Annotated in this window: 20 protein-coding genes; 12 read left to right on the top strand and 8 right to left on the bottom strand. The window is 36.3% G+C overall.

The window, feature by feature from the left end:
- Positions 1 to 71 precede the first annotated feature (71 nt).
- Both FN817_RS00890 and FN817_RS00885 read left to right on the top strand, forming a co-directional pair.
- Positions 72 to 2,681: a TonB-dependent receptor domain-containing protein gene (locus FN817_RS00890; RefSeq protein ID WP_142716306.1), complete on the top strand. Its 2,610-nt coding sequence runs from the start codon at positions 72 to 74 to the stop codon at positions 2,679 to 2,681.
- Positions 2,682 to 2,876: 195 nt separating this feature from the next.
- A complete protein-coding gene (locus tag FN817_RS00885) occupies positions 2,877 to 3,869 on the top strand; it encodes an acyl-CoA thioester hydrolase/BAAT C-terminal domain-containing protein (RefSeq protein WP_142716305.1) in 993 nt (330 codons plus the stop codon).
- Between the two features lie 137 nt (positions 3,870 to 4,006).
- Here the strand turns inward: FN817_RS00885 and FN817_RS00880 are convergent, their stop codons facing one another.
- From FN817_RS00880 to FN817_RS00870, 3 genes are all read right to left on the bottom strand, one after another.
- Complete coding sequence (locus FN817_RS00880; RefSeq protein WP_047423355.1) at positions 4,007 to 4,459, bottom strand: adenylyltransferase/cytidyltransferase family protein; 453 nt, start codon at positions 4,457 to 4,459, stop codon at positions 4,007 to 4,009.
- A 149-nt stretch (positions 4,460 to 4,608) separates the two neighbouring features.
- Entirely contained in the window at positions 4,609 to 5,631 is a 1,023-nt protein-coding gene (gene galE / locus FN817_RS00875; protein ID WP_142716304.1) for a UDP-glucose 4-epimerase GalE, read from the bottom strand.
- Between the two features lie 470 nt (positions 5,632 to 6,101).
- Positions 6,102 to 7,226 carry a DegT/DnrJ/EryC1/StrS family aminotransferase gene (locus tag FN817_RS00870; RefSeq protein ID WP_142716303.1) on the bottom strand — a complete coding sequence of 375 codons (1,125 nt, stop codon included), beginning with the start codon at positions 7,224 to 7,226 and terminating at the stop codon, positions 6,102 to 6,104.
- 88 nt (positions 7,227 to 7,314) lie between these two features.
- Here FN817_RS00870 and FN817_RS00865 point away from each other — a divergent pair, with 88 nt between their 5' ends.
- Positions 7,315 to 8,916 (top strand): S8/S53 family peptidase, encoded by a 1,602-nt coding sequence (locus FN817_RS00865; RefSeq protein WP_142716302.1) that lies wholly within the window; start codon positions 7,315 to 7,317, stop codon positions 8,914 to 8,916.
- A gap of 211 nt (positions 8,917 to 9,127) precedes the next feature.
- Here FN817_RS00865 and FN817_RS00860 read toward each other — a convergent pair whose 3' ends face one another.
- Positions 9,128 to 11,662: a phosphoenolpyruvate carboxylase gene (locus FN817_RS00860; protein ID WP_142716301.1), complete on the bottom strand. Its 2,535-nt coding sequence runs from the start codon at positions 11,660 to 11,662 to the stop codon at positions 9,128 to 9,130.
- A 223-nt stretch (positions 11,663 to 11,885) separates the two neighbouring features.
- Between FN817_RS00860 and FN817_RS00855 the strand changes: the two genes are divergently transcribed.
- Together FN817_RS00855 and FN817_RS00850 are read left to right on the top strand one after the other, a co-directional pair.
- Positions 11,886 to 12,290 carry a hypothetical protein gene (locus FN817_RS00855; protein WP_142716300.1) on the top strand — a complete coding sequence of 135 codons (405 nt, stop codon included), beginning with the start codon at positions 11,886 to 11,888 and terminating at the stop codon, positions 12,288 to 12,290.
- Between the two features lie 33 nt (positions 12,291 to 12,323).
- Positions 12,324 to 12,929 (top strand): hypothetical protein, encoded by a 606-nt coding sequence (locus tag FN817_RS00850; protein ID WP_142716299.1) that lies wholly within the window; start codon positions 12,324 to 12,326, stop codon positions 12,927 to 12,929.
- A 238-nt stretch (positions 12,930 to 13,167) separates the two neighbouring features.
- On the opposite strand, the gene lpdA is transcribed toward FN817_RS00850, so the two are convergent.
- A complete protein-coding gene (lpdA, locus tag FN817_RS00845; RefSeq protein WP_142716298.1) occupies positions 13,168 to 14,568 on the bottom strand; it encodes a dihydrolipoyl dehydrogenase in 1,401 nt (466 codons plus the stop codon).
- A gap of 99 nt (positions 14,569 to 14,667) precedes the next feature.
- On the opposite strand from lpdA, the gene FN817_RS00840 reads away from it, so the two are divergent.
- From FN817_RS00840 to FN817_RS00820, 5 genes are all read left to right on the top strand, one after another.
- On the top strand, positions 14,668 to 15,075 hold the full coding sequence (locus FN817_RS00840) for a winged helix-turn-helix transcriptional regulator (RefSeq protein ID WP_142716297.1): 408 nt from the start codon (positions 14,668 to 14,670) through the stop codon (positions 15,073 to 15,075).
- 113 nt (positions 15,076 to 15,188) lie between these two features.
- Positions 15,189 to 16,352: an iron-containing alcohol dehydrogenase gene (locus FN817_RS00835; protein WP_142716296.1), complete on the top strand. Its 1,164-nt coding sequence runs from the start codon at positions 15,189 to 15,191 to the stop codon at positions 16,350 to 16,352.
- A gap of 306 nt (positions 16,353 to 16,658) precedes the next feature.
- Entirely contained in the window at positions 16,659 to 17,123 is a 465-nt protein-coding gene (locus tag FN817_RS00830) for a lipocalin-like domain-containing protein (RefSeq protein ID WP_142716295.1), read from the top strand.
- Between the two features lie 66 nt (positions 17,124 to 17,189).
- On the top strand, positions 17,190 to 17,846 hold the full coding sequence (locus tag FN817_RS00825) for a GDSL-type esterase/lipase family protein (protein WP_142716294.1): 657 nt from the start codon (positions 17,190 to 17,192) through the stop codon (positions 17,844 to 17,846).
- 10 nt (positions 17,847 to 17,856) lie between these two features.
- The gene (locus FN817_RS00820) at positions 17,857 to 18,807 is read left to right on the top strand and encodes a tetratricopeptide repeat protein (RefSeq protein WP_142716293.1); all 951 of its coding nucleotides are present in this window, start codon (positions 17,857 to 17,859) and stop codon (positions 18,805 to 18,807) included.
- Between the two features lie 40 nt (positions 18,808 to 18,847).
- Here the strand turns inward: FN817_RS00820 and FN817_RS00815 are convergent, their stop codons facing one another.
- From FN817_RS00815 to FN817_RS00805, 3 genes are all read right to left on the bottom strand, one after another.
- Complete coding sequence (locus tag FN817_RS00815; protein WP_142716292.1) at positions 18,848 to 20,200, bottom strand: DEAD/DEAH box helicase; 1,353 nt, start codon at positions 20,198 to 20,200, stop codon at positions 18,848 to 18,850.
- A 177-nt stretch (positions 20,201 to 20,377) separates the two neighbouring features.
- Entirely contained in the window at positions 20,378 to 20,887 is a 510-nt protein-coding gene (locus FN817_RS00810; protein WP_228451431.1) for a hypothetical protein, read from the bottom strand.
- A gap of 118 nt (positions 20,888 to 21,005) precedes the next feature.
- Positions 21,006 to 22,652 carry an ABC1 kinase family protein gene (locus FN817_RS00805; protein ID WP_142716291.1) on the bottom strand — a complete coding sequence of 549 codons (1,647 nt, stop codon included), beginning with the start codon at positions 22,650 to 22,652 and terminating at the stop codon, positions 21,006 to 21,008.
- 86 nt (positions 22,653 to 22,738) lie between these two features.
- Between FN817_RS00805 and FN817_RS00800 the strand changes: the two genes are divergently transcribed.
- A complete protein-coding gene (locus tag FN817_RS00800; RefSeq protein ID WP_142716290.1) occupies positions 22,739 to 23,551 on the top strand; it encodes a tetratricopeptide repeat protein in 813 nt (270 codons plus the stop codon).
- Positions 23,552 to 23,674: 123 nt separating this feature from the next.
- Positions 23,675 to 23,836, top strand: a complete 162-nt coding sequence (locus FN817_RS22990; RefSeq protein ID WP_167498792.1) for a hypothetical protein — start codon at positions 23,675 to 23,677, stop codon at positions 23,834 to 23,836.
- Positions 23,837 to 24,050 lie beyond the last annotated feature (214 nt).

Genomic DNA, 24,050 nt, shown 5'->3' with positions numbered 1-24,050 from the left:
AAATCAAACCAATATCGGTATTCAAAATGTTATGGGTTATCCTTTCACGATTTTATACAAAAAAATAACCTATGAAGAATAAGACAGAAATTGTCAATATTTTCACCAGAAAAACTTTAGGACTTACGTTAGTACTTTCAGCGGCGGCGATGGCTTTTGCACAGGAGAAGGCTGGAGTTTCAGGAATCATTGTCAACAAAAAAAATCAACCGGTTCCCTACGCTTCCGTAACTTTCAGCAATAAGACCAACAAAACTTTAAGTGATGCTGTACTGACAGATGAAAAGGGACAGTATAAACTTGAGCTTATACCAGGAGATTATGATATCACAGTAGAGGCTATTGATTACAAAAAAAGCGTAATCAGCAAAAATATTACAGCAGCAGGTAATATTGGTGCATTATCTATTGAAGCAGAGCCTTCTTCTACTGTTGATGGAAAAACAAAAGAAATCCAGGGTGTTGTGATCACCGCTTCAGCAGCGAAACCCTATAAAGTAGAACTTGACAAGAAAACATATGATCCTTCACAGGATATCGTGAGTAAAGGAGGAAATCTTCAGGATGTTCTGACCAATGTTCCTTCAGTTTCTGTAGATACAGACGGAACGGTTTCTATGAGAGGAAGTACCAACGTAAAATTTCTGATCAACGGAAAGCCTTCTGCCCTTCTGGGAATAGATGATGGTGCCAATGCTCTGCAAAGTATCCCGGCTGATCAGATTGAAAGAATTGAAGTTATTACCAACCCTTCTTCTAAATTTGAAGCAAGCGGAACTTCCGGTATTCTGAACATTATCCTTAAAAAGAACAAGAAAATCGGGTTTAATGGTAGTGTTGTGGGATCTTTAGGATATTTCCCGAGAACCTCGCTTAATACCAACCTGAGCTGGAGAAAAAATAACTGGACATGGTTTGTAAACGGCGGCGGCGGCTACACAGAAAACAAAACGAAAAATAATTCGGAAACTACATATCACAATATTACTTTTCCTAAGATCCTTCCTAATCAGCAGCCTAATGATGTTCTTGTACATCAATTGCAAAACTCGACCAGTAAAACATATAACAAAAATTATAATGTAAGTGCGGGTTTTGTGTATGATCTTTCTGAGAAAACATCGATCAATGTAACAGGATTGGTAAGAACTTTTGAAGGAGACGGAAATGAGCTTCTTCAGACGTATGACAGTTTCCACAGATTTTTCAAAGATCCGTCAGATCCGAATGGAACTGCGGGAACATGGCAATTATTAAACCCTTACGGACAAAGAGAATCTAAAACGATATTTAATAACCTTGCTTTCCAGGGAGATGTAGGGGTAGATCACAAATTTGATGATAACGGTCAGAATTTATCAGTATCATTAAGTTTACAGAGAAACAGAAGCAATAATAATGCAGATATTCTTGAAACCAATGACCTGCTTCCGGATACACAGGATATTACCAGAAGACATTCTGTAAGCAAAACAATTATCGGGAAAGCAGACTACGAATTACCAATAGGAGAACAGTCTAAAATTGAGGCAGGATACAGATTAGATGTGAATGATAATACTTATAATAATTTTGTAAGCAGTACGTCCAATAATCCTTATATCCCGAACTATAATAACGATACGGATTACAGAGAAATCTTCAATGCTTTTTATTTACAGTTTAAAAGTAAAATCGGAGAAAAATTTGCTTATCAGCTTGGTTTAAGAGATGAACTTTCCAATGTAAAGATCAATTACATCAATCAAAATCCTAATGATCCGCAATTAAATAAAACAAAGAACTACAACAATTTATTTCCGAGTGTATTCTTAAGCTATGATGTATCTAAGAACAATCAGATTTTGGTTAATTACTCCCGTAGAATAGACAGACCAAGATCTTTCTTCATGGTTCCTTTCCCGAATTACAGCAACAGCCAGAATATTTTTGAAGGAAACATAGATCTTAACCCGTCATATGTAGATTCATTTGAAGTAGGATATAATATTACAAGAAAAAAGTTTACGATTAATCCTACCTTATACTACAGACACGCCACTGATGATACTAAAATGCTAGTGTACAGACCTGATGAAAGTCTGGGAGTATTCTATACAAAACCTATCAACCTTGGAAATGACGAACGTTATGGTTTAGATCTGAACTTTACTTACGACCCATTTGCGTGGTTAAAAATAATGGGTAGCTTAGACATGTTCGGATATAAAACCACCGGAATTGCTTATTATGATGCTCTTGATAAAAATAAGTTGCAGCAAACCCGAAATATGGATTTTACAGGAAATGGTTTTTCTACCAGAGCACGTCTTAATACAACCTTTAAACTTGATAAAACGCTAAGTGTACAGTTGCAGGGATTCTATAGAGGTGCGCAGAAATCTGCCAACCAGAATACTCAGGATATGTATGCGCTGAACCTTGGTGCTTCCAAAACGATCTGGAAAGGAGACGGAACAATTTCCTTTAATATTCAGGATATCTTCAATACGAGAAGCAGAGAAGTACTTAGTTTCAATGAGGATTACACAAGAAGAAACTATATGCAGTGGCAGCCAAGACAGTTTTCTATTTCTTTAACCTATAGATTCAAACAGGGTGAAAAAGTAGATCAGCCTAAAAAGAAAAAGGATATCAATTCCAATGCAGCCGGAGACGACCAACAAGGCGGCCCGATGTAATACAACAAAAATAAAATCCCGAAAAGTACTTTCGGGATTTTTTATGAATGCTTACTTGTTTGTTTAATTATAAATTTGTGAAATATGAAGATAAACATCTGACAATAAAGTTAAAAGATTTATATTTATCCCATAAAAATAAAAAGAGAGTACTCAAGAAAAATACAGATCTATTTTCTAAAACAAAAATAACCTATGAATCTATTTCAAAAAATCCTGTTGATCCTACTCTTTTTTCCAATCTTTCTATTGGCACAGACTCCTGAAAAACAAAAATTAAAAGAATACATCATTCCTGATAAAGGTGACACAGTACGTTTTTATATCTATACTGCAGATAATTTACCAAAGGAAAAAGTGTTCATCTATCTGCATGGAAGCGGTGATTTACCTATGGTAAATGGTGATGATACAGAACCTTGCTGTTACAATAACTATCCCAAAAAATTAATGGCAGAGTTTCCAAAAGATTATGCATTCGTTTATATACAGAAAGTTGGACTGCCCTATTACTTAAAAACATTAAATAACTATACGCCTTCACCAACATTCACACGAAGGAATAATGTGCTAGACAGGGCTGAAGTTGCCGATAAAGTTGTTAATTTCATAAAGAAAAGAATCTACCCCAATGCTAAAACAATCGCTGTGCTTGGACATTCTGAAGGTAGTGACGTGGTCGCAAAATTAGCCACTCTCAACAAAAATATCACCCATATTTGCTTTTCAGCAGGGAATGCAACACCTCAGATATTTAATGATATACTTTTTACCAGAAGACAAATGCAGGAAGGAAAATTAAGTGCCATCCAGGCTCAGGATAAAATTGATGAATTGATGAAAGGGTATAATCAGGTTTATCAAGATCCTGACTCGGTAAAAGATTATTTTAATGGCGATACCTACAAATGGAATGTTGCAATAAACGAACCTCCTATAGAAAATCTTCTGAAGATAAAAATTCCCATATTTGTCACTATTGGAAGCCATGATGATAAAGTACCTATAGAAGCCAGTGACTTAATTACCGCAGAATTTATCCGTCACAGAAAAACGAATCTGAAAAGCAAAGTGTATCTGAACTGCAATCATAATTTTGAAGAAATAAAAGAAAACGGAACCAAAATAAGCCATTGGAAAGAAATGTTTTTTGACTTCCTGGATCTCATTGACAAGGACTTTAAATAGAAAATATGCTTAAAGAAGTAATTTCATATTCTTAAAACGTAATTTCCAGCTGCTTCCGGTAAAATAAAAAAACAGCTGTAAAGCTCTTGTTTACAACTGTTTGTTATTTATAATTTCTGATATGTTTTGCTGAAAATTTATTTTACAGGTTCAGCTTTGGAATCTTTTTCTTTTTCAGCTTCATAGATTCTTCTTCTCAGATCACTGGTGGAAAACCTATGGTCTCTTTTGTTATAAAAGATCTCAATTCCTTTTTCTTCACAGTATTTCTTACCTGTAAAGTCTTTGTCCATATAATCATCCCCAATGATTCTTACATCAATCACAAATGATTTTAAAATATCCAACAGATCTTCTTCTGTATAATAAGGAATGATCTCATCCACAGCATTTACTGCTTTCAGCTGGATATATCTTTCAACGATAGTCTGGCTTGGCTTATTTTTGTTGGGACGATCGTGGGAAGGATCGATCTGAAGTCCAACGATTAAATAGTCACATACCGTTTTAGCTTCTTCAAGCATTTTGATGTGGCCAGCGTGTAATAAGTCAAATGAGGAAAATGTAATCCCTATTCTCTGTGTCTTCATATTAATTTTGAATTAAAAACTTCACTGAATGAAATGTTCTTATAAAAAGATAAAACAAAAGATTCAGGGAAGGTGTTTTGTAATTTGTTTATATAATTCGTTCTTTAATTGTTCTTCATATGGTCAGGAAAATTTCATAACCATTGAAACTATACATTCCTTGTATTCAAATATTTCTGCCATTCCCAAACCGTTCTTAAAGCTTCTTCCAGAGAGGTTTCAGACTTCCAGTTGAGCTCTTTTTCGGCCTTTTCAGCATTGGCATACGCAATAGTAATATCTCCTTCTCTTCTGGCACAGATCTGATACGGCACCTCTACATTATTGGCCTTTTCAAACGCTTTTACTACTTCCAGCACAGATGAGCCTTTTCCTGTTCCTAAGTTGTAGGTATCAATCACAGCTTCAGGTGAAGAGTCTTCCATAAGTTTTTTTAATGCTGCAACGTGTGCTTTCGCCAGGTCAACAACATAAATATAATCACGAACGGCTGTCCCGTCCTCTGTAGCATAATCATCTCCCCAAACATTCAGTTTCTCGCGTACTCCTGAAGCGGTCTGCATCACATAAGGTACAAGATTATTAGGAACTCCTATCGGCAGTTCTCCAAGTTTTGCAGAAGGATGAGCTCCGATTGGGTTGAAATATCTCAATAACGAAATTTTACGTTGATAGGCATTTGCAAAATCAATCAGGATCTGTTCGCCCATTTGTTTTGTTTTCCCATACACACTTTCCGGTACTTTTAATGGAGTATTTTCATCAATCGGCATTACATCTGCCTGCCCGTATACTGTACAGGATGAACTGAAAATAAAGTTGGAAATTTCTCTTGCTTTAAATTCCTGAAGAATATTTATCAGTGAGAATAAATTATTCTCATAATAGTCCACAGGTTTTATCTGGCTCTCTCCTACTGCTTTAGAAGCGGCAAAATTGATACAGCCATCAATCTGATGGGCATCAAAAACCTGAGTAAGAAGTTCTTTCCTTCTTAGATCAAATGGATAAAAAGCCGGCTTTTTACCTGTAATTTCTTCTATATTTTTTAAAATAAACCTTTCCGTATTGGACAAATCGTCTACAATAACTACTTCAAAGCCGCTATTGATAAGTTCTACCACCGTATGAGAACCAATATATCCAAGTCCTCCCGTAACAAGTATTGCCATTTTTATTTTTTAATCTTTGTGTTTTCCTATATTTTCTATTTCGTTTTTCTTTACCTCTTTATCGATATTGTTCAGATAAAGAAGATAAAAAATAATAAAACCTATAACTATTGTATTAAAAGCAATTACAAAGTTGTAATATGAATTATTGATATAAGTTTTAATGAGGGTATATTCCGCATAACAAACTAAAATAAAGATCATTACTGCAATAAAATTGAGAATAATCTTTGTATACTTAATTTTAAAATAAATAATCCCTCCTGAAATTAAATTTACAATAATGTAAAAAGAGTATTTCAAAATATTTTCAAAAATACTCTCTTTATAGTATTCTGAGTAAGATGAGGAATTATAGGAATTCAATGTATTTATTACATAGATTGAATATAATCCTACGATAAAAAGATGAAACCCTAAAAAGAATTTATATTTCCTTCCTTTTAAAAAAAATTCCGTCATAGTTGTTTTTATCCCATAAACTCAAGAACAGCATCTGTAATATACTTCAGTTGCTCTTCATCTAATTCTGTATGCATTGGTAAAGAAATTACCTGATCCAACAGCTTATCTGTATTCACAAAGTCTGCATCATTACTTTCCTGGAAGTATGCTTTCTGCTTTCTTAAGGCTACCGGATAATAGATCATTGCAGGGATTTCTTTTTCCGTTAAAAACTTCTGAAGTTCATTACGCTTTCCATTCAGGATTCTTAAAGTATACTGGTGGAATACGTGAGTAGAATTTTCAGCTCTTTTGGGAGTCAGGATATTCGGGTTTGCTTCAAATGCTTCATCATAAAAATCTGCGGCTCTTTTTCTTGCTTCGTTGTAAGAATCAAGGTGAGGAAGTTTTTTTCTTAAAACTGCAGCCTGAATACTGTCCAGACGGGAGTTTACTCCTACCTCATCATGATAGTATCTTTCGTACATTCCGTGGTTTACAATCCCTCTTAAACGGTGTGCTAATTCATCGTTGTTGGTAAAAATCGCGCCACCATCTCCGTAGCATCCAAGGTTTTTTGAAGGGAAGAAAGAAGTTGTCCCTACTGTAGACATTGTTCCTGCCTGTTTTACAGTTCCGTCAGAGAATGTATATTCTGAACCAATTGCCTGAGCATTGTCTTCAATAACATATAGATTGTGCTCTTCAGCAATTTTCAAAATTTCTTCCATATTCGCACACTGTCCGAAAATGTGTACCGGAATAATCGCTTTTGTTCTTGGCGTAATGGCTTTTTTAATCTGTTCTGTAGAAATGGTGAATGTATCATAATCTACATCTACCAATACAGATTTTAGCTTAAGCAGGTGAATTACTTCTACCGTTGCAGCAAAAGTAAAATCAGCGGTAATGATCTCATCTCCTTCTTTCAGATCCAGGGCCATTAAGGCAATCTGTAATGCATCTGTACCATTGGCACATGGAATCACATGTTTTACTTCTAAATAAGACTCCAATTCATTCTGGAAAGACTTTACTTCAGGTCCGTTAATAAACGCTGCAGAGTCCATTACATTCAAAACAGCATTGTCTACATCATTCTTTATTTTGTAATACTGACTTTGCAAGTCAACCATCTGAATTTTTTTCATATAATAAATATTTCTGTAAAAATAAGGAATTTAATATCCTATCAAAAATTTTATTGATTTTGTTTTTATCTTTATACAAAATAATGTTATGAAAAAACTTTTACTCTTTTGTTTCCTAACGGGTTATCTTCATGTATCTGCCCAAACAGAACTTGTTTTTGTTTTCTTTACAGATAAGCCCAATAAAGCTGCATTTTATGCAAATCCTCTTTCTGAACTCAGTCAGAAATCGCTCAGCAGACGTACGATGCTGGGAATTCCTCTTAACGATCAGGATGCGCCTATTGAACAGTCTTACCTTCAGAATCTTCAAAATTTAGGATTTACCGTTACCGATTATTCAAAATGGCTTAACGGAGCGGCAGTGAATGCTACTCCTGCCCAGAAAACACTGCTGCAGGCTCAGTCTTTTGTTTTATCTGTTGAAAGTTTTGCCAGAAACAGCTCAACCACTGTAAAAACTGCACCCGCTAAATGGAAAGATGATGCAAGTCTCAATAAAATACTCACCACCTTTAATTATGGTTCCGGTGCCGGCCAAATTGATCAGGTCAATATCCGCCCTCTTCACCTGGCGGGTTATACCGGAACAGGAATTTCTATAGCAGTCATTGATGCCGGATTCCCAACAGTGAATACGGGAACTGCTTTTTCCAGATTATGGAGCGGTAATCATATAAAAGCGGCCTATGATTTTGTCACTAAAACCGGAAACATTTACAATACAGCACTCAGTCCGCATGGTTCTGTTGTGTTAGGTGCTATCGGCGGATATATTGAAAACATATTTGTCGGCGCGGCTCCTGATGCTGATTTCTATCTCTACAGGAGTGAAAATGCCAATGTAGAAGTTCCTGAAGAAGAGCTATACTGGATTGAAGCTGCTGAGGAAGCAGACAGAAAAGGGGTAGAAATCATCACCTCATCACTGGGATACAATGTTTTTGATGAGAGCCGTTACAATTACACCTATGCAGATATGAACGGAAGTACTTCTTTCATTGCCCGTGGAGCAGGTATTGCTGCTGAAAAAGGAATCTTTGTTCTTGCTGCTGCCGGAAATTCCGGGCTGCAGCCATGGCATTATCTGATGACACCGTCTGACAATGCTAAAGTATTCTCCATCGGATCTGTAGATTCGGCCGGGAATGCCTCCGGATTTTCTTCTTTCGGACCGAACTCTCTTGGAGTCGTAAAACCTGATGGAAGTACTCAAGGAACTGCTACCACTACAGTGTATGACAATGCGACTACAGTTGTGAACGGAACATCCATTGCAACTCCTATTGCTGCCGGAGGTGTGGCATGTCTTATCCAGGCATTTCCAACGATGAACAGGGAGCAGATGAGAACAAAACTAAGACAAACAGCTTCGCTTTATCCCGGCCATTCAGATCAGATTGGATATGGTATTCTCAACTTCGGAAGTCTGTACAATATGGTTCTCAACACTTCTGAAATGGTAAAAAAGGAAAAGTTTTCTCTATTCCCGAATCCTGCTAAAAACATTCTGAATATAGCATCGGAACAAGAAGTTCAATCCTTAGAAATCTATGACAATCTGGGAAGGCTGATCCGAAAAAGCAGTCATCAGAAATCTATACAAGTGGAGGATTTTGCAAAAGGAACTTATTATCTGAAAATTCAGATGAAGGATAAAGTTTACTATGAGAAATTCTTAAAGGAATAATTTTTATTTTCCCGCAGTTTATACAGGCTCAACAGATTTAATTCAGCTATCTGCTTGGTCCGGATAATCTGCGGGAGATAAATGATCTTATAACTTAAAATATAAGTTTGAGCTAAAGCTCATGGATTGTTGATAATAAAAAAACGGGCTTAAGCCCGTTTCTATTGATATACCATTGTACAATGTATACAAAATATTTATTTAAAATAACTTACGCTGAATTTCTACTCGCATTAATATTCCCGAATAAAGAACGTGTTACCAGCTTTTCATAAGCTTCTTTATTGCCCTCTCCTTTCTGTATTTTCATCAATGCATATTGTTGAATGCTCAATAACGGAAGTACGATCTTTTCACGGATCTTCACAGATTTTCTTGACAAAGGATCTTCTTCCTGAAGCATTTTGAAACCGGTCAGTTCCAGCATAATATCTCTTGAAAGTTCGTATTCCTCAAAAAGAACATTCCAGAATGCACCAAACTTAGGGTTATTTTTAATATAATAAGTTAGTGGGAAATAGGATTTGTTCATACTCATCATGGAGTTCAATACTAACGTTTTAAAGAAATCCGAACCCTTATACAGTTCTCTTACTTCTTCAAATCTTCCCTGTTCTTTCATCTTTTGCATGGCATATCCAAAACCAAAGAACCCTGGAACATTCTGTTTCAGTTGTGACCATGAACCTACAAACGGAATCGCTCTCAGATCTTCAAATTTCAATTCGCTTCCGTTTCCTCTTTTTGAAGGACGGCTTCCGATATTTGTTTTTCCGTAATATTCAAGGGTACTCATCTCCTGAAGGTATGGAACAAACATTGGATGAGCCTTTAAATCTGAATATTTTCCATAGCTGATATCCGCCAATTCGATGATCAAGGCTCTTTCTTTTTCCGTAAGTTCTTTTTTGGCATTTTTGAATACATCATTTTCCACACCTGCGGTCAGAAGCTGTTCGAAATTGTATTTTGCCTGTTCTTTATTTCCGAAAATACTGGTTATGGTCTGCCCCTGAATGGTAAGTTCAATCTTATTATTGGCAATAGTTTTTCCCTGAGAAGCGTAGAAATCGTGGGTTTTTCCTCCTCCTCTGGCTGGCGGTCCTCCTCTTCCATCGAAGAATACAACTTTGATATTGTTCTGCTCGGAAAGCTTGGTCAATTCTTCTTTTGCTTTATAAATTTCCCAGTTGGCTTTTAAATATCCACCATCTTTGGTTCCATCAGAAAATCCAAGCATAATGGTCTGCTGGTTTCCTCTTTTTTCCAGATGTTTTTTGTAGACAGGATTATGATACAGTTCATTCATCACATTTTCTGCGTTGGCAAGACCTTCCATCGTTTCAAAAAGCGGAACGATATCCATATTGATATCTTCGTCTTTGTACCCGCAAATCTTAAAGAATGCATAGACATTCATCACATCTTTCACTGCATCGGAATTGGAAATGATATAACGGTTCATTCCTCTCAGCCCGTTCAGATTCTGAATATCTGTAACCTGTGAAACGGTTAACAATGTATCTTTTACAATATCTTCAAAATCTTCGGCATTTACCGTTTCCGAAATCTGAATCAGTGTATTGAATTTTTGTTCGTAATCAGCATCTTCATTCCCGGATACTTTTGCAAAAACCTCATCAATCACTTTCTGATGAATCCTGCTGTCCTGGCGGATATCCAACGTTGCAAAGTGAGTCCCGAAGATCATCACGCGATCTATGAAATTGGCCAGAAGATCTAAAAACAGAGCGTTATGTTCATTGACCAATATTTTTTCCGCTTCCGCAGCTTTCTTTAAAATATCTTCAGCTGTAATAGTTTTTCCATCAAAAATGGCAGCGTACAACGCTTCACTTAATTGGGTTAAAACTTCAGAAACTCCTCTGAAACTCAATCTTCTTCTGATGAATTTCAAATGGCTGTAATAGGACTTCAGAATGGCTGAACGAAGTTCTTCTGCTACTCTTTTCGTTACCTCTGCTGTTACAAACGGATTCCCATCCCTGTCTCCTCCAGGCCAGAATCCAAGCTGGATAATATCTTCATGAAGATGAAAATGCCCGTTTCCGAATGTCTTTTTGATCTTCGTAAACAATTCGCCAATGGTATCGTAATATACGTATCTCAGGTATGAAATGATACTCAAAGCTTCATCTATAGGAGTAGGCTTTTCTTTGTTGACAAAAGGTGTTTTTCCCAGCTGCTGCAGAAGCATATCAATCTGAGTAATGGAATCACTGGTAATAGCTCCTCTTAAGTCCTGGATAATCCTTTGTACTGAGCTTGGATAAAACTGAGTGGGATGCGCCGTAAACACGACTTTTACACTAAAATCTTTTAATTTTTCGCGTACTTTTTCAATTTTATGATCCTGAAAAGAACGTTCAAAGAGATTGGTTACGGTCCCGCTGTCACTCTCAGAGTGAAGATTGGGAAAAGCAGCATCTTCAATACTGTCAAACAAAACTACCTGTCTTTCTATATACTGAATGATCTTAAAAAGCAGTTCGAGTTTCTGCTCCTCGGTCTGAAGATCGGTATGGTTTTTAAAAAATTCTTCGACGATATTTTCGGGGGTTTTTCCTGCTTCATAGCCGGTTCTGCTTTCCTCATAAAGAAACGGAAGCAGCATTCCGATATTCGTCATTTTATCATAGGGCAGGCTCATAAATAATGAATTGTAGATCTGGAATTTATTTTCCACGATCTGCCTGAATTTTTCTGCGCGTTGGTCGTGTATCATAATAACAAATGTAAGTGATTTTGGAATGAGTTGGGTTGACAAATGACAAAAAATGCAGTCATAAAAATGAAATTTATATTAATTTTCGTTCAGAAAATTTGATTAGTTTTCGCTTCCTTTATAATCCGGCCATACCTTTCATAAAATATTTGATAAACTAATCTACTTAAATTCATGCTTAATATAATTTTCATTAATTTTACTCGTACAACATCCATAATCCATGAAAAAAATATTTACTTTCTTACTCATAGCAATTCTGTTCATGTCTTGTGAAAAAGATTGTTACAATCCACCGTTACCCATCATTTTTGAGTTCGTAAATTCCAATAATGAAAATCTTATTGCCAATGGAACATTGACCACCTATTCGGTTCAGGATGAAAACAATGCTAATGTACAATTAACCAAAACATCAGACAACAAGGTTATTGTAGAAAATGTAGGGGCCTATAACGGAACAAAAAAGTATAAATTTTATTCTAATATTAAAAACCTTGATTTTGCAATACAGTCATCGGAGTTTAAAGGAGCTTGTGATGGGTATCAAATCAATAAACTGACTTTTACAGGAATAGATATTGATGTAACTGATGAAAAAGGATATTATAAAATTGTATTGGAATAATTCTCTTTACATTTGTACGAAAACACTTTCTCTATGAAACTCATCATCACTTTTTCCCTGATCTTTTCCAATCTGCTTTTTGGCCAGATCAAGGTTCCTGATGATTATAAAAAAATTCCTGATATTCTTGATACGGTAGATTATCTCTATCCTTTCATTGTTCCTGATAAAGACTATGCCTACTGGCGTGTGCTCAGCAATGATACCGATTACGAAAAAGCAGTAATCTATGAAAGCCAGGCTCCCGATTTTATGACGATCAATGAGCCTGTTCCGGAAAGAGGTTTTTTCCAGAAATGCATGGGCAATAGCTGCTTTTCATATATCCTTGCATGCAAAAATGAAAGGTCTGTTTATTTTTCCAATGAACAGCAGTTAAGAGATTTTATCGGAACTGTGGACAATCTTCCGGAAGCTATTCTGCTGGCAAAAACATATGGGTATTCAGTGGATACGAGTAACCGTTTTACCGGCGCTTATAAAATTGAGGACCGCCATATCTCTATGTACCTGATGCAGTCTAAGGGCTGTCCGGTTGTGAAAGAGTCTTTTTTGGTTAAAATCAACAGAAAAACCGGGAAGTTGGAAGCGAAAAGCAATGGAATCTATGCAAAGGATGAAAACTGCACTTCTTCGTAATTTTTTTTGGAAAACGCTAAGGCGCAAAACAGCTTTATATACTTCATGTTTAAGGCGCAGGGATTTCATCTGCGATAAAATTGATAATCTCATATTTTAAACCATTAAGATTTTTAAAGCTGATAAGAGTAGTTAAGGGAAATAGCTGAAGCTATTTTTTAGCGATGTACTTCATTTTTCCATCACAGATGGTCTTAATTATTCTTATTGTCTTCATTAATCTTAATGGTTTAACTTCTTATATATTAATAGCTCCCTGTCCGGATGCAATCAGGTAAGCTTCCTTCAGAGTTTCGGAATACGTTGGATGGGCATAGGAAATCCGGAACATATCTTCAGCCGTTACTTCATATTCCTGAGCGATAACACCCTGAGCGATCAAATCTGCAGCCCTGGCCCCAATGATGTGCACTCCCAGCACTTCTCCGTATTTCGGATCTACTAAGACTTTTGCGAAACCTTCCATATCCATTGAAGCCCGGGCCCTTGCGCTGGCAGAAAACGGAAATTTTCCAACGTTGTAAGCGATGTTATTTTTTTTCAGATATTCTTCGGTATAGCCTACTGAAGCTACTTCAGGCCACGTATACACCACAGAAGGAATTCGGTTATAATGAATGTGGCGTTTTTGCCCGTTAATGGTTTCTGCTACAAAGACACCTTCTTCTTCCGCTTTATGAGCCAGCATTGCCCCACCGATAACATCGCCAATCGCATAGATATTGGAAGCTGATGTCCGGTTATTTTCATCCACTTTAATAAATCCTCTCTCATCAAGCTGTACATCTGTATTTTCAAGACCGAGACCTTTTACATAAGGACTTCTTCCTACCGCAACCAAAATATAGTCAGCATCCAACTCTCCTTCTGCCCCGTTTTTATCTTTAAAAAACACTTTAGCTCCAGAGCCCGAATTCTCAGTTCTATAAACAGCCTGGCTAAGACGGATATCAATTCCTTCTTTTTTCAGGATTTTCTGAAGAGTTTTTCCCAGTTCGTGATCCATCGCGGCAATCAGATGATCAGCATATTCCAGAATGGTGACTTTTGTTCCGATACGGTTAAAAATAGAAGCCATTTCTACCCCAATTACCCCACCGCCAATAATCACCATGGATTCCGGTTTTTCCTGTAAAGACAATGCTTCCGTAGAAGTAATAATCCTCTTCTTATCAATTTCCACTCCCGGAATACTTGATGGTTTTGATCCTGTCGCGATAATATAATGCTGTGCTGTAATTTCTTTTGTCTCAGATCCGTTTACAATTTTCACCGTAGAATTATTAACAAAACCTGCTGTTCCTTTCAGGCGGGTAATTTTATTTTTATTCATTAAAAAATCGAGGCCACCGGTATTTTTGGAGACAACCTCAGCTTTTCTCCTGTACATTTGCGGGAAATCAAGCTCAATCTTGTCCAGTTTTATTCCGTGTTCACTGAATTGATGATGGGCCTCTGCATAATGATGGGTACTGTCCAGTAAAGCTTTAGTTGGGATACATCCTACATTGGTGCATGTACCTCCTAACGTATCATACTTTTCTATAATTACAGTTTTATACCCCAGCTGTGCACTTCTTATTGCAGCTACATATCCGCCGGGTCCTGAGCCGATTACGGCAATGTCATAATAATCCATTTGATTTATTAATTTTTTATGATTAAATTTACTTGCAAAACAAAAGCAAAATTAAAACAAACACTTTCATTTCGCAAGTATTATTTTAAAATTAACAATATGAACAAAAAAAGATCAGACTGTCCGATCAGCTGTTCACTGGAAATGTGGGGTGATAAATGGTCCCTGCTCATCATAAGAGACCTTATGCTGAAAAAGGAATGTACTTATGGAGACTTTCTGAAGGCTGATGAAAAAATAGCTACCAACATTCTGGCTTCCAGACTTCAAAATCTTCTGGACAATGGAATTATTGATAAAAAAGACCATCCGGACAGCAAGTTGAAAATTCTCTATTTCCTGACTCAGAAAGGCATTGATCTTATTCCGGTAATCGTTGAAATCAATCTTTGGGGAGACCAATACCTCACGATTCCCGATGACCGGAAAAAACTACTGGAAGAGATTAAAAAGGATAAAGAAGGTTTTATCAGAAAAGCTAAGGCCTATCTTTCATCTGAAGTTTAACACGCTACATAAAGCCATAGCTTTCATAAAATATAATAATAGCAATTTTAAAATTTCGTTAACTCAATTTTCCTTTTCCATTCCGTAAATTTGGGTAAAATAAATTTAGAACAATGCTTAATTTCGAGTTTAAAAATCCAACAAAAATACTTTTCGGGAAAGGTGAAATTGCTAAAATTTCCAAAGAAATTCCTAAAGACGCCAAGATATTAATGATTTACGGAGGCGGAAGCATCAAAAACAATGGTGTTTACGATCAGGTAAAAGAGGCTTTAAAAGATCATGAAGTATACGAATTTGGCGGAGTTCCAGCCAATCCTGAATATGAGGTCTTGATCAATGCCTTAAGCTTTATTAAAGAAAAAAACATCACTTTTCTTCTTGCTGTTGGTGGCGGATCTGTAATTGACGGAACAAAATTTATCTCTGCAGCAGCTAATTATGATGGTGAGCCATGGGATATCCTTAGAAATTCGGTAAGAACTTTTGAAGGACAGGGAATGCCGTTCGGAAGTATTTTAACGCTTCCAGCAACCGGTTCTGAAATGAATTCAGGCTATGTTATTTCAAGAAGGGAAACCAATGAGAAGTTATCTTCAGGAGGACCCGGACTTTTCCCACAGTTTTCTGTTTTGGATCCGGAAGTAGTCAGATCAATTCCAAAAAACCAGATTGTGAACGGAATTACAGATGCCTACACTCACGTGCTGGAACAATACATGACGGCTCCTTCTTCTGCTGATCTTCAGGAAAGAATTGCAGAAAGCATCCTGATCAGTCTTCAGGAAACCGCTCCTAAAGTATTGGCCGATGATTTCAACTATGATGCCGCCGGAAACTTTATGTGGTGCTGTACAATGGCTCTGAACGGACTGATCCAGAAAGGAGTGATTACAGACTGGGCAGTACATGCTATGGGGCATGAGCTGACGGCTTATTTCGGTATTGATCACGCAAGAACGCTGGCTATTATCGCTCCATCCCACTACCGTTATAACTTTGATGATAAAAAAGGAAAACTGGCACAATATGCAGAAAGAGTCTGGGGAATAAAAGACGGAAGTGTAGAAGAAAAAGCAGAACTGGGTATCAGAAAAATGGAAGAATTCTTCCACAGTCTTCACATCAAAACGAAACTTTCTGAGTATACAGAAGACTTTAAAGGAACTGCTGAAAAGGTTGAAAAAGCCTTTACAGACAGAAAATGGCTAGGCCTCGGTGAGTATAAAAAGCTAACTCCGCAGGATGCTTATAAGATTGTAGAGATGAGCTACTAATCATTCAGAGTTCAAAATTTAAGGTTTAAGAGTATGCTGAACCTTCTAAGTTTTGGCTGAGGCAAGAGTGGCAATTTATTTATACGGAAGCGGGTTTTGGCCCGCTTCTTTTGATTTTACATAGTATCAACCAATCTGTTATAAACTTTTTAAAGCAATTTTTATGTTTAACGGCTTTATACCCTTGAAATACTGATTACACTACCGAAATTATTCAATTTACAAACATTCGTTTAAAAAATCATTATTTCATTATAGATATTTCAAATTTATTTATATTTTAGCATATTCTTAAATTTTGTGAAAATGAAAAAACAGCTACTTTTATTTACCTTTTCTGCCCTGGCGCTTACTTCTTGTAAAGATGACAATCTTGAAGCTTACGAAATGGATATCATGAAGGGAGATTGGAAGGAAGTTAAAAGGGAAATAATTTCCGGAAAAGATAATAAAACAGTGCTTCAATCTTATCCAAACACCGGATGTGCAGCTAAAAATACTCTTTTCTTCAGAACAGATTATTACGTGAGTTATACAGCATTTACAGGAACAGGTGCTGACTGTCAAATGGATCAAAAAAGTGAGGGAAGGTATACGTATGATGCTGACTCAAAAGTTTTGGGAATCAAGCTTGGTGACGAAGAAGCATCGGCAAACTACAGAGTAGATGTCCTGACAAACAAAGAACTTAGGCTAGCTCAACAGTTCGGAAATTTTGATCTGGATGGAGACAAAATCCCTGAAGTTACTTATGTTACTTACAAAAGATAAATCATAAAACTCCCGCTAATCGGGAGTTTTTTATTACTTTTATAGCTAAATTTAAAACTGAATATAATGAAGAAGATTCTATCAGCATTTCTATTGCTGTATTTTGCTATTGCCTTTTCTCAGGAAAAAAAACCGATGTTCTGGCAGGACATCCAGGAATTCAAAAAAAAGGATCAGCAAAACCCGCCGCCAAAGGATGCTATTTTATTTCTGGGAAGTTCATCATTCACAAAATGGACTGATATCGCAGATTATTTTCCTGATAAAAAAATCATTAACAGAGGATTCGGAGGATCCAGACTTACAGACCTTAATGATTTTTCGGAGGATCTTTTAGCGCCTTATCAGCCTAAACAGATTATTATTTACTGTGGTGAAAATGATTTTGCAGACAATCATCAGCTAAAAGCAAAAGTAGTTGTTGACAGATATAAAGCTTTTTATAAAAAAATACGTGAAAGATTTCCCAATATTGAAGTGGATTATATCTCTATCAAATACTCGCCAAGCAGAGAAGTGATCTGGCCGCAGATGAAAATTGCCAACAAAAAGATCGCCGCATTTATGAAAAAGGAACCCAATGCAGAATTCATTGATGTGACTAAAGCAATGGAAGATGCTAATGGAAATGTAAGAAAAGATATTTTTGTGGAAGACATGCTTCATTTTAAGCCGGAGGGATATAAAATCTGGACCAAAGTGATCACACCTTACCTGAAATAAACTACAACCCATGATAAAAAAAACAATAACCATTCTATTTTCCGTTTTATTGTATTCTCTTTCTTTTTCTCAGGAGAAGCCTAATGAAAAAGTTCTTCAGGAGCTTTCAGATAATGCTTGTAAATGTACTGATTCTATTGCTCTATCAAACAGAAAAAAGGAAGATATCATCAAAGATGTTCATGAATGTATTGACAAATACACCGGAGCGCTTCAAATATCTACTCTTTTGCAAGGAGCAGAAAAAGCATCTAAGGGAAATGAAAAAAAAGAGATTAACCTGACTTTTAATACGAATAAAAATTCACAGCAGTACAAAGACAGCTATAATGAACTTGAACGTTATCTGATGCAAAACTGCGAAAGCGTAAAAAGAGCTACCACAACTTCAGAAACCAATCATGACAAGTTCTCCAAAAATAAAACTGCTCTTGATTTGTATCAAAATGCCATTGACGCATCCAAACAGGAAAACTGGAAAGAAGCTATTCAAAATTATGAACAGGCTGTAAAAGCTGATCCAAAATTTATTTATGCATGGGACAATCTGGGAATCTGTTACAGAAGAGTCGGAGAATATGATAAAGCTCTCAATGCTTATAAACACTCACTGGCTGCTGATCCAACAGGTAAAATGCCTTTGCAGAATATAGCCATAACGTACGTTTATAAAAAGGAGTATCAGAAAGCTATTGATGCATACAACGATTTTGACAAAGTATATCCAGGTGATCCGGAAGTTTATTATGGAATGGGACAAGTCTACTTTACCCATCTGAAGAATAATGAGAAAGGTCTTGATAATATTTGTAAAGCATACAGAATTTATTCTGAGCAAAAATCACCGTACCGATCTGATGCTGAAAAAATGATAGGATATATTTACAAAAGTATGAAAGATGAAGGCAAAGCAGATAAGTTTAAAGAAATTTTAAAAAGCAACAACATTCAATTCGATTAAAAATAAAAAACGATTCCTGATACTGGAATCGTTTTCTATTTTATTTCTTTCTTTTCGATTTTGATATTGCTTTCTGTTGAGCTCTGTTGGCTCCAAACTTCTTAGGTGCTTTTCTTTTGGAAGGACCTCCCCAGTTTTCTTTTGTATTTTTAGCTTTCTTATCGTGGAATGCTCCTCCTCCATCATTCAGTTTTACCTGTGCAGGATTTTTCATCACCACCTGATCTTCTTCAGCTGCGATCTTCTTAGGATTGATTTTAACGCCTTCCGGGAATTCATTAAATTTCAATTCTTTATCCATCAATAGCTCAATATCAAGAATCAAAGGTTCTTCTTTTTTGGTGACAAACGTAACCGCCTTTCCTTCTTTGTCTGCTCTACCTGTTCTACCGATTCTGTGAATGTACTGCTCAGGAATATCCGGTGTTTCAAAGTTGATAACATGGGTAACATTTGAGATATCAAGACCTCTTGCCATTACATCCGTGGTAATCAAACCTCTTACCTCTTCATTCTCAAAGCTTTTCATCGCCTTAAGTCTGTAATTCTGAGATTTATTTGAGTGAATCACATCAAACTGTCCAGGGAAAAGCTCATCAATTTTAGTAAAGAGCAGATCAGCATGTCTTTTATTATTGTTAAAAATCAATACCTTAGACATATCTGTTTCGTTCTTCAGCAAATACTCAAGTAAGTTGATCTTGGTATTGAAGTTTTCTACTTTATAAGCAGTCTGTTCAATTTTTTCAAGCGGTGTTCCGGATTTTGCCAATGAAATTTCAATCGGGCTTGCAAAGTACACATCCAGCATTTCATCTACCGCTTCCGTCATGGTTGCAGAGAAAAGGATGTTCTGTCTCTTTGGTTTCATCATTTCAAAAATGTGAGTAAGCTGCGGCCTGAAACCTAAGTTAAGCATCTCATCAAATTCATCAATGACTAATTTCTGAACTTCTTTAAGAGAAATAGCATTGTCTATGGAAAGATCCATCACTCTTCCCGGTGTTCCTACCAAAATATCGCAACCATCGTTAAACAATAGTTTTTGGGTATTGATATTCTTTCCTCCGTATATTCCGATTACTCTTGCAGTAATATTTTCTGTCAGTTTCTCAATGATTTCAGTTACCTGTACCACCAATTCTCTTGTAGGAACAAGCACCAAAACAGTTGGATTTCCTGTCTTGCTGTATTTCCATGTTTTCAGAACGGGTAAAAGGTAAGCCAATGTTTTTCCGGTTCCGGTCTGTGCAATTCCCATTACATCTCTTCCTGAAAGAATAGGTTTTAAGCTCTTCTCCTGAATGGGTGTAGGTTCAAATAATTCCAAATCCGCTAAAACATCAAGAATTTTAACCGGCAGGTCAAAATCTGCAAAAGTGAGTTTTTCCATTTTGCAAAGATAGGTATTTAATTACAAGTTAAAAATTAGGGGTTGCAGATATTAGGCAACAGGTTGCAGGAACTCGTAATTAAGAGTGATTTACTGATTATATTTAATTAACCCAAGGAACATTTATAACAATACATTAAACCAGTAACAAAAAACCAACCAGCAACAAAGTATTTCCTAATTCACCTTTACACTGCTGCTTTTAATTTTAATATCGTCGTCTTCCCATTTGCTGGAGGTAACGATAACGTATCCTTTCTTTTTGGGATCTTTTTTGATCGGAAACTTATCTTCTTCCCACTGGTTGCAATGGGTTGAAATAGATGGCAATAATGGCTTCCAGCCGGTTTTACTTAAAGTATATACATAAAAAGGATGCCAGCAGCTGGTACACCAATTCGGATAAAACCCGATCTCCTCTTTCCCGTCGCCATTAAGATCTCCGAGATTATACAGGCTTCCCTGATTGGCTGGTGAAATCGTAATAGGCTTTATGCTTTTATCACTGAAGTAAATCGTTGTTTCGCATTTTCCTTCACATTCGTCACCACAATCACTGACTTTTGTATAGGCATATTCTTTGGTTCCGTTTCCGTCAAAATCTCCCTGGATATTTTTTGCATTGGTTTCCTGAGCCATACCATATGAGCTGAATAAGGTGATTGTGGTTATAATAAGTGTTTTCATGGTGGATTTTTGGTTTTTTAGATGTGGGTTGCGGGGTTGCGGATTGCGAGATTCGGGATTCGGGGTTATAGTGCAGAATGGAAAAATTATTGGAATTGTTTCATTTTTAATTCGCCTATCATTTTCTTGTCACTCTCAGTAAAAGTATCAGGACCAGAATAATTGAAAATACAAAACCTAGGACTGCTACTAACGACAGCTCTCCTATTCTCGGACCGGATTCTGAACTAAAAACGATGGCTGTTGCAATGATATTTGCGCCTAAGACCATGGCCAGAATCAGATTAACCACACTGGATTTGATCAATTGGTTGGTTTTGTCTATATTTTTGATTTCACTGGAAACGGTGAATTTATTTTCATCCAGTTTTTGAAGAACAGAACGGAGCTCTTTCGGGATTTCATCTACATTATCCGTGAAATTCATCATTCTATCCATCCCTGTTTTTAAAAGGTTCTTGGGATTTATTTTTTTGGTGAAAATCTTTTTGGTGTAAGGATGAAGGCTTTTAACGATATCCAGATCAGGGTTAATGCTTCTTCCAACACCTTCTATCAAGCTGATTCCTTTGAATAAAAGATAGAAATAATCCGGCATATAAAGCCTGTTATCCTTTAGAATATCCTTCATCTTGTTGATGATCACTTGTACATTAATATCCTGCAGTGATGAGCTGTGAACAAAATTCAAAATATCTTCTACATCATTTTCAAACCTCCTTTCGTCCGGTATTTCATAGCTTATCGCCATTTTTTTGAGTGACCGGACTATTTTATGGGAGTTTTTGGCGACAAAACTTACGATAAGGTTTTCAAGAATTTCTTTATCATTAGGTTGAATTTTTCCTACAGCTCCAAAGTCTATGAAGACTATTTTACCGTCTTTTTTCACTAAAATATTACCAGCGTGAGGATCTGCATGGAAGAATCCATAGTCTAAAATCTGTGAGACAAACAGTCTTAATCCTGCTTCGGAAACTTTTACAGGGTCAATATCATTTGCCAGCAGCACTGATTTATCGGTAACCTTTATCCCATCGATAAATTCCATACAAAGAATATTGTTGTTGGAAAATTCTTCGTAGACTTTAGGAACATAGGTTTCTTTATTATTCTTAAAGTTCAGACGGAACTGCAGGATATTATTTCTTTCATTAGTCAGAGAAACCTCTTCAAGCAATGATTTTTCAAAGGTAGAAATCGCTTGTTTCAGATTCAGTTTTTCTCCTATTTCAGAATAGGCAGAGATCAGCTTTTCAATATCTTTGATCAACAATAAATCATCCTCAATAACCGACTGTACATCAGGTTTTCTCAATTTTAAAATCACGGGATTGCCATCCAGCAAAATTGCTTTATACACCTGTGCTATAGAAGCTGTAGCCAGAGGTTGTTTCTGGATTTCACGGAAATAGTCCTTTACGGAAATATTGAATTCGCTTTCCAACGCTTCTTCTACGTCCATATCTACTGTTTCCACTTTGTCCTGAAGTTTCTGCAGCTCCTGAATTAATTCCGGCGGTAATAAGTCTTCTCTGTTACTGAATGTCTGACCCAATTTTACAAAAGTAGGCCCTAGCTCTTCAAGAGCCAGTCTTATTCTTTCGTAAACGGTTCCTTTTGAAATAATCTCGTCTGAGCTGGGAATTTCTTCCTGCTTATTTCCTCCATTCATCCTTGCCAGCATATCTTTGAATCCATATTTACTCAATACGGAAATCAGTCTTGCGGATCTTTTCAGTTTTCTTTGCTGCTTATCAAACATAGTGTATAATAGTAGTTGCAATTTACTCCAAAAATTGTTCCTATTTTTTTATTAAATTCGGAAGTTGAAACTATAATACCATACTTATGAAAAAAACTTTACTGCTATCATTCTCACTTCTCGCTTTTCATATTGTTTTAGGACAATCAAGCTACAACCAGGCGCACAAAGAGTACGACAGTCAAAATTTCAAAAAGGCTATTTTTTATTTTGATAAAGCGATCAGTGCTAAGGAAAATATTCTTGATTCTTATCTGTATAGAGGAATGTCCTATCTCTACTTATATGATGCTGAAAAATGTAGAACAGATTTTGATAAAGTTCTTGAATTAGACCCTAAAAACAAGATGGTTTATACTTTTTATGGTAAATATTATGCACTAACCAACCAGTTTGCCAAAGCGGTAGAAAGTTATACCATTGCATTGGAAAGAATGCCTGATGATTATAGACTGTATGGTGAAAGAGGAGCTGCCAAAGCTGAACTGGGAATGTATAGTGAGGCTCTTGCGGATGCTGATATCTCTGTACAAAAACAACCCAATAACTACAGAGGCTATCTGAACCGGGGCTATGTCAAAATGCGTATGGACAAATATGTAGAAGCGGTTGAGGACTTCAATGTTTCATTAAGTATACAAAAATCAGAAAAGGGTTATGAGCACAGAGGGACAGCCTATGCATTATTAAGAAAAAATGATGCAGCATTACAGGATTTTGAAAAGGCACTGGAGTACAACCCAAATAATCCTCTTGTTCTTTATTATCAAGGAGAAGTTCTATTATCTGCAGGACAGCAGGAAAAAGCCTGCAAAAGTTTTTTAAAAAGCAAGCAGTTGGGAAATAATGGTATTGATGATGTTATTTCTAAAGCCAAATGTTCAGAGACTAAGAATTAAAATTGTAACATATAATCAATGTTTTAAAGAAATAAATACATCAATAATTACAAAAACATTCATTTATCATAAAAATTAATATATTTACAACGTACAAATAAAACAAACCAAAAGTATTACAACATGAAAAATTTACGTAACAACAAACTTTCAAGAGAGCAATTAAAAGGGATTGCAGGAAACGGAATCATTATCGGATGTTCCAACCAATGCTGTCCTACAGACGGTAGACCAAGATGTCCAAAACTGATCTGCCCTGCTGTAGTATGTCCTCAGTACATGTAATCTGCCACTCAAAGAAAATTTTAGGTAAAATAAAAAGAGACTGTCTTTCCAGGCAGTCTTTTTTATAGCATGGCTACAACTTTAAACAATATCAAACGGCAAGAGACCATAAGCTTTGGCTAAAGCCTTTATTACAGATAAATACATAATAAGCGGGCTAAAGCCCGCTTCTATTGATATAAAAATCTATCTGAGTTACCTTTTGAGATAGTTC

This window comes from Chryseobacterium rhizoplanae (assembly GCF_900182655.1).
Lineage (GTDB): Bacteria > Bacteroidota > Bacteroidia > Flavobacteriales > Weeksellaceae > Chryseobacterium > Chryseobacterium rhizoplanae.
Note: the sequence above shows the minus strand (reverse complement) of the source record. Positions and strands in the feature narration are given on the sequence as shown.